Raw genomic sequence first — 5674 nt, forward strand, 5'->3', positions numbered from 1 at the left:
AAAAGACCTTTTCCGAACTAAAAGAAATAGTAGGTGACGAAGAACCAGAAGGATGGGAAGTTGTTTCTCAATATTTAAGGGCTATTGTTGAATCAGAATTCTTCCTTGGCAGAAATAAATCCCTACCCTCACTTAAGCATATAAAAACAGGAGCAGACGCTATTAATTTTGCTATTGGTTTTGAGAAAGAGACATTACTTTATTTTTATGGCATAAGAGGTTTAGTCAAGGAAGAAGAAATTGTTGATGAGATTATAAACGAGGAAAAAAGCCATGTCATGTGGCTTAATAAATTTGGAGAAAGCTTTGATCTCTTCGTTATTTGACGACAGGTCAGGATTACTCTAATTATATTAAAACTCCCATGAATGTCAATGGTTTTTTGATGCCTTTTAATCTTGCTAAAGACATCCCCTGCCTTCTCATCTGGAAATCTTCAATCCACATCTGGGTCCTTATTATTGAGATATCATAATCCATTTTATCCTGTGTTTTTTGATCACGCCTTTCCATCTTGAAATCCCTCCTTCTGAGACATCTTTACTAACAACTGCCGTTTCTACGCTTCAACGGTATCAGATAACTTTCTGGTTGTCAATATCCTCACCACTCTCCTTGTATAAAATAATCTTTAAAGATTGCGTAAGGTTATGGTAATATAATGTCTTAAATAAATAGAGAAAGATTTATAAATTAAAGTAAACCCCGTTAGAAGACTCCGCCTTCTAACGGGAAGGCTCATCCCGTTAGAAATTTTAAATTTCTAAACGGGACTCACACGGGGCATTAACCCCGTGTTCGCTCAAAAAGGAAAATTATTTTCATCCCCGCTGCAAGCAGCGGGGCATTCTAACGGGGTAAAGGGGTGAATTCAGAGCAATGTTAAAGAGAAAAGAAAAATATGTGGTTGCGGTGGCTGGTGCAACAGGTGCAGTTGGTAATGAGATGATAGAGATACTTGAGGAGAGAAAATTTCCAGTAGAGAGGCTTGTTCCACTTGCATCAGAGAAATCAGAAGGAAAGAAAGTTGAGTTTATGGGTAGCGATGTAACTGTCGAGGTACTTACTGAAGAATCCTTCAAAGGTATTGACATTGCCCTATTTTCAGCAGGGGCATCGAGGAGCCTCCAGTTTGCACCAAAGGCTGTCGAGTCTGGCGCTGTAGTTATTGATAACTCAAGTGCCTTCAGGATGAATCCAGAGGTGCCCCTCGTCGTTCCTGAGGTTAACCCTCCTGCAATAGCAAGGCATAAAGGGATAATTGCAAATCCAAACTGCTCTACGATTCAGATGGTTGTAGTGCTTAAACCCCTGCACGATGCTGTCAGAATAAAGAGGATAGTCGTCACAACATTCCAGTCTGTCTCAGGAACAGGGAAAAGGGCTATGGATGAACTACTTCAACAGACAACAGATATATTAAACTTTAAAGAGATAAAGTGTAATGTCTATCCTTATCAAATAGCATTCAACTGCCTTCCTCATATAGATGCATTTCTTGAAAATGGCTATACAAAAGAAGAAATGAAGATGGTGAATGAGACAAGAAAGATTATGGAGGACGACTCCATCAGGATTACCGCCACGACTGTAAGGGTGCCTGTCTTCATGGGTCATTCAGAGTCTGTTAATATCGAGACAGAAAAAAAGTTACATCCAAATGAGGCAAGGGCTATACTTTCGACTGCTCCTGGCGTTATAGTCTTTGATGACCCATCAAGAAATATCTATCCTCTTGCAATCGATGTAGCCGGTAAAGATGATGTGTATGTTGGCAGGATAAGAAAAGACGAATCAGTCTCCAATGGACTTAATATGTGGATTGTGGGTGACAATCTCAGGAAGGGTGCTGCGCTTAATGCCATTCAGATAGCAGAACACCTGATATGATTTCCTATGAGGTAATTCAGAAGATTCTAAAGAGGGCCCTGCGACAGGGCGGTGATTATGCCGAGATATTTGTTGAACATACACGACCTACAGGTATAATTCTTGAAGACAATAAAATAGAGAAGGTCATATCAGGTATAGATATAGGGGCAGGGATAAGGATAATATTTAACGGAAAAACAGCATATGCATACACAAATGAACTATCAGAGAGAGCACTCATAGAACTTGCAGAAACAGCAAGTAATGTAGTCAAACAGACAGAAAAAGATACAACCATAAATCTCATCAGGAGAAATCCATCTGTTGACTTTACAATTAAAAGACATCCACAATCAGTTGGTATCTCTGAAAAGGTTAGTGTTGTATCAAAGGCAAATACCCTGAGCAGAAAATATGATAACAGGATAAGGCAGGTTACAGTCTCATATAGAGATGTTATTCAAAAGGTGCAGATAGGTAACTCTGAGGGATTGATGGCGGAGGATGAAAGAATCCATACACTCTTTTTTATTAATGTAATTGCTTCTGATGGCGATATCATCCAGACAGGATATGAACCTGTGGGTGGCCTTATTGGTTTTGAGATATTCAATGAACATCCACCTGAGGTCGTAGCAGAAAAGGCATCGAAGAGAGCTGTAATGATGCTTTCAGCAAAGAGAGCTCATGGTGGAAAGATGCCTGTGGTTATATCCGCTGAGGCAGGTGGAACTATGATTCACGAGGCAATAGGACACGGACTCGAGGCTGACCTTGCACAGCAAGGGTTATCTGTCTTTTCAGGCAAGATAGGGAAACAGGTTGCATCAAAAATAATTACCGTCGTTGATGATGCTACTTTACCTAATAAAAGAGGCTCATTCAGATTTGATGATGAAGGGGTAGAGGCACAGAGAACGGTACTGGTTGAAAATGGAATACTTAAGGGTTATATGTATGATAGGCTTTCAGCGATGAAGGACGGTGTTAGACCAACAGGGAATGGACGCAGAGAATCATATAAACACAAACCCATACCGAGGATGACCAATACATTCATTGCACTGGGAACATCAAATCCTGTTGATATAATTAAATCCATTGATAAAGGGCTTTTTGTAAAGAAGATGGGAGGAGGACAGGTCAATACCGTAAATGGTGATTTTGTCTTTGAAGTAAATGAGAGTTATTTAATAGAGTATGGACAGATAGGAGAGCCTGTCAGAGGAGCAACATTAACAGGAAACGGGCCTGAGATACTAAATCAGATAGATATGGTGGGGAATGACCTCGGTTTTTCTATAGGGACATGCGGAAAAGATGGACAGGGCGTTCCTGTTAGCGATGCCATGCCAACAATAAGGATACCAAGGATGGTTGTCGGAGGAGAGGTGTAGTAAGTTTTGCGTAATCCTGATTTAAAGAATTGGTAGATATCGTTCTATCTCATAAGGGTGAATTCTTATTCGGTAGTCATCCCACTCTACTTTTTTGCTGATTATAAGCTGTTCAAAGATATGGTCGCCGAGGGTTTCCCTTAGAAGTTCACTCTTTTCTGCATATTCTATAGCCTCAATGAGACTTCCAGGTAAACAGTCAATGTTATATTTTTTCCTTTCTTCATCAGAAAGGTGATAAACATCCATCTCTATAGGCTCCGGAAGCTCATAGCCTTTCTCTATACCTCTAATTCCTGCCTGAAGCATACAGGCAAAGGTAAGATAGGGATTACAGGCAGGGTCTGGTGAACGGAGCTCTATGCGTGTTGCCTTCTCTTTGCCTGGTTTATAAAGGGGAACCCTCACGAGGGTAGACCTGTTTCGTCTTGCCCAGCAGATATAGACAGGGGCTTCATATCCGGGTACAAGCCTTTTATAAGAATTGACCCATTGATTGAGAACAAGTGTTATCTCTTTTATATGGGTAAGTTGGCCTGCAATGTATTTCTTCGCAATATCCGAGAGAAAATATTGATCCTTTGGGTCAAAGAAGGCATTCCTGTCACCTTCAAAAAGGGACTGATGGGTATGCATGCCACTTCCGTTCTGACCGAATATGGGTTTTGGCATGAATGTGGCATAGAGATTATACCTTTTGGCAATCTCCTTCACAGCTACCCTGTGAGTTATTACTATATCAGCCATTGTCAATGCATCTTCATATCTTAAATCTATCTCATGCTGTGAATGGGCTACCTCATGATGGGAATATTCAACCTTTATACCCATGGATTCGAGTGCGAGAATGGTATCACGACGGAGGTCCTCCGCAGCATCCATGGGATAATCAAAATAACCACCTTCATCGAGTGTCTCTGGACCCTTGTCAGATTTAAAATAGAAGTATTCGAGCTCAGGGCCTAGATAAAACGTAAATCCCTTCTGTCTTGCCTTCTCAAGGTTCAACTTAAGGATATATCGAGGGTCTCCTTTGTACGGGGAGCCATCCGGTTCATAGATATCACAGAACATCCTCGCAACAGCCTTCTCCTTTGGCCTCCATGGAAGTATGGCGAAGGTGGTTGGATCCGGCCTTGCGATCATGTCGCTTTCATCAATCCTCGCAAAACCCTTGATGGATGAGCCATCAAATCCCATACCTTCATCAAAGGCATATTCGAGTTCCTCAACCGGAATCGCAAAACTTTTGAGCTGGCCATGGATATCAGTAAACCAGAGCCTGACAAACTTCACATCATTTTTCTTTATCAGCTCCATCACATCCTTTTTGTCTCTTGGTTTTTCCATCACTTAAATCCTCCTTAGAAAATCAAAAATTAAAATGCAAAATGTAAAATTAAGGAATTTTATTTAAATTTAAAAAAATCTTCCATAATTTTGATTTTTACTCTTTAATTTTTAAGTTTACAATAATATCACCCCCTTCGGAAAAAAACCTTATAAAAATTCATTGCCCTACCTATATATTCCTCATATATCTTTTCTGTTTCTTCTATTATGCGGTCTATCTCAGGACTGTTCTTAAACCATTCAAGGAGCATATCCCTTGTAACTTCTATATGGAACTGAAATCCATAGACATTATCTCTGTATCTGAATGCCTGATTTTTATATAGCTCAGACCTTGCTAACAATACAGCATCCAGTGGAATGTCAAAGGTATCACTATGCCAGTGGAAGACCTTAAACCTCCTCCAGAAATCTCTGACCATGGGGTGAATCGCAATCTTCCTCATAGGGAGATCTTTTAAACCATCTCCTGTAATCTCTATATCGTACCATCCTATCTCTTTTTCTGGCCCTGGATAAACCTCTGCACCGAGGCAATAAGCAATCATCTGGGCACCGAGACAGATGCCAAGGATTTTCATATTTCTGTTAATCGCTTCTCTGATTATACGTGACTCTACCATGAGATGGGGATATCTATCCATCTCGTATACACCCATAGGCCCACCCATAACTATGAGGGTATCAAATCCTTTTAAAGGAGGTGGTATCTCTCCGGAACCGAGTTCTATGATACTAAAAGGAATACCCTGTTCTCTCAGGAAATCCTCTATCGTTCCCGGGCCTTCTGTAATTATATTTTTAATTATTAAGACTGACAACCTTTTATTTTCCTTCTATTCTTCAGTACAACGCTTAATTTTATTGACATGTTTTTAAAGATTATTTTATCATAACGGTTACTATTTACCAATAAAAAGAGGTATAATATATGGCAGTAGGAGATACGAGAAGTAGTAACTTTTTTGATTTTATAGTTGATAGAGACACAGAGCGCTGTATTGAATGCCTTGTATGCATCCAGCAGTGTCCTTATGATGCAAATATCCATA

Annotated in this window: 7 protein-coding genes and 1 pseudogene; 4 read left to right on the top strand and 4 right to left on the bottom strand. The window is 40.0% G+C overall.

The window, feature by feature from the left end:
- The coding region (locus AB1488_02765; protein ID MEW6409020.1) for a hypothetical protein at positions 1-326 on the top strand (326 nt) is incomplete at its 5' end.
- 22 nt (positions 327-348) lie between these two features.
- On the opposite strand, the gene AB1488_02770 is transcribed toward AB1488_02765, so the two are convergent.
- Positions 349-513, bottom strand: coding sequence for a hypothetical protein (locus tag AB1488_02770; protein ID MEW6409021.1), 165 nt, complete (start codon positions 511-513; stop codon positions 349-351).
- Positions 514-879: 366 nt separating this feature from the next.
- Here AB1488_02770 and AB1488_02775 point away from each other — a divergent pair, with 366 nt between their 5' ends.
- Both AB1488_02775 and AB1488_02780 read left to right on the top strand, forming a co-directional pair.
- The gene (locus AB1488_02775; GenBank protein MEW6409022.1) at positions 880-1890 is read left to right on the top strand and encodes an aspartate-semialdehyde dehydrogenase; all 1011 of its coding nucleotides are present in this window, start codon (positions 880-882) and stop codon (positions 1888-1890) included.
- On the top strand, positions 1887-3269 hold the full coding sequence (locus AB1488_02780; GenBank protein MEW6409023.1) for a TldD/PmbA family protein: 1383 nt from the start codon (positions 1887-1889) through the stop codon (positions 3267-3269). Before AB1488_02775 ends, AB1488_02780 begins: the two co-directional genes overlap by 4 nt.
- On the opposite strand, the pseudogene AB1488_02785 reads toward AB1488_02780, so the two are convergent.
- The 3 genes and pseudogenes from AB1488_02785 to AB1488_02795 form a co-directional block, all read right to left on the bottom strand.
- A pseudogene (locus AB1488_02785) lies at positions 3260-3307 on the bottom strand (hypothetical protein). The gene AB1488_02780 and the pseudogene AB1488_02785 overlap by 10 nt on opposite strands.
- Positions 3291-4619, bottom strand: a complete 1329-nt coding sequence (locus tag AB1488_02790) for a glutamine synthetase family protein (GenBank protein MEW6409024.1) — start codon at positions 4617-4619, stop codon at positions 3291-3293. The pseudogene AB1488_02785 and the gene AB1488_02790 overlap by 17 nt, the downstream one beginning before the upstream one ends.
- Before the next feature lie 128 nt (positions 4620-4747).
- Complete coding sequence (locus tag AB1488_02795; GenBank protein ID MEW6409025.1) at positions 4748-5443, bottom strand: type 1 glutamine amidotransferase; 696 nt, start codon at positions 5441-5443, stop codon at positions 4748-4750.
- A gap of 110 nt (positions 5444-5553) precedes the next feature.
- Between AB1488_02795 and AB1488_02800 the strand changes: the two genes are divergently transcribed.
- On the top strand, positions 5554-5674 hold a 121-nt coding region (locus AB1488_02800; protein ID MEW6409026.1), incomplete at its 3' end, for a 4Fe-4S binding protein.

The sequence above is a fragment of the Nitrospirota bacterium genome, assembly GCA_040756155.1.
Lineage (GTDB): Bacteria > Nitrospirota > Thermodesulfovibrionia > JACRGW01 > JBFLZU01 > JBFLZU01.

Bases quoted from the DNA above. Each gene is read 5' to 3' on its own strand.
- AB1488_02770 (MEW6409021.1), bottom strand. From the start codon at position 513: ATGGAAAGGCGTGATCAAAAAACACAGGATAAAATGGATTATGATATC.
- AB1488_02775 (MEW6409022.1), top strand. From the start codon at position 880: ATGTTAAAGAGAAAAGAAAAATATGTGGTTGCGGTGGCTGGTGCAACA.
- AB1488_02780 (MEW6409023.1), top strand. From the start codon at position 1,887: ATGATTTCCTATGAGGTAATTCAGAAGATTCTAAAGAGGGCCCTGCGA.
- AB1488_02790 (MEW6409024.1), bottom strand. From the start codon at position 4,619: ATGGAAAAACCAAGAGACAAAAAGGATGTGATGGAGCTGATAAAGAAA.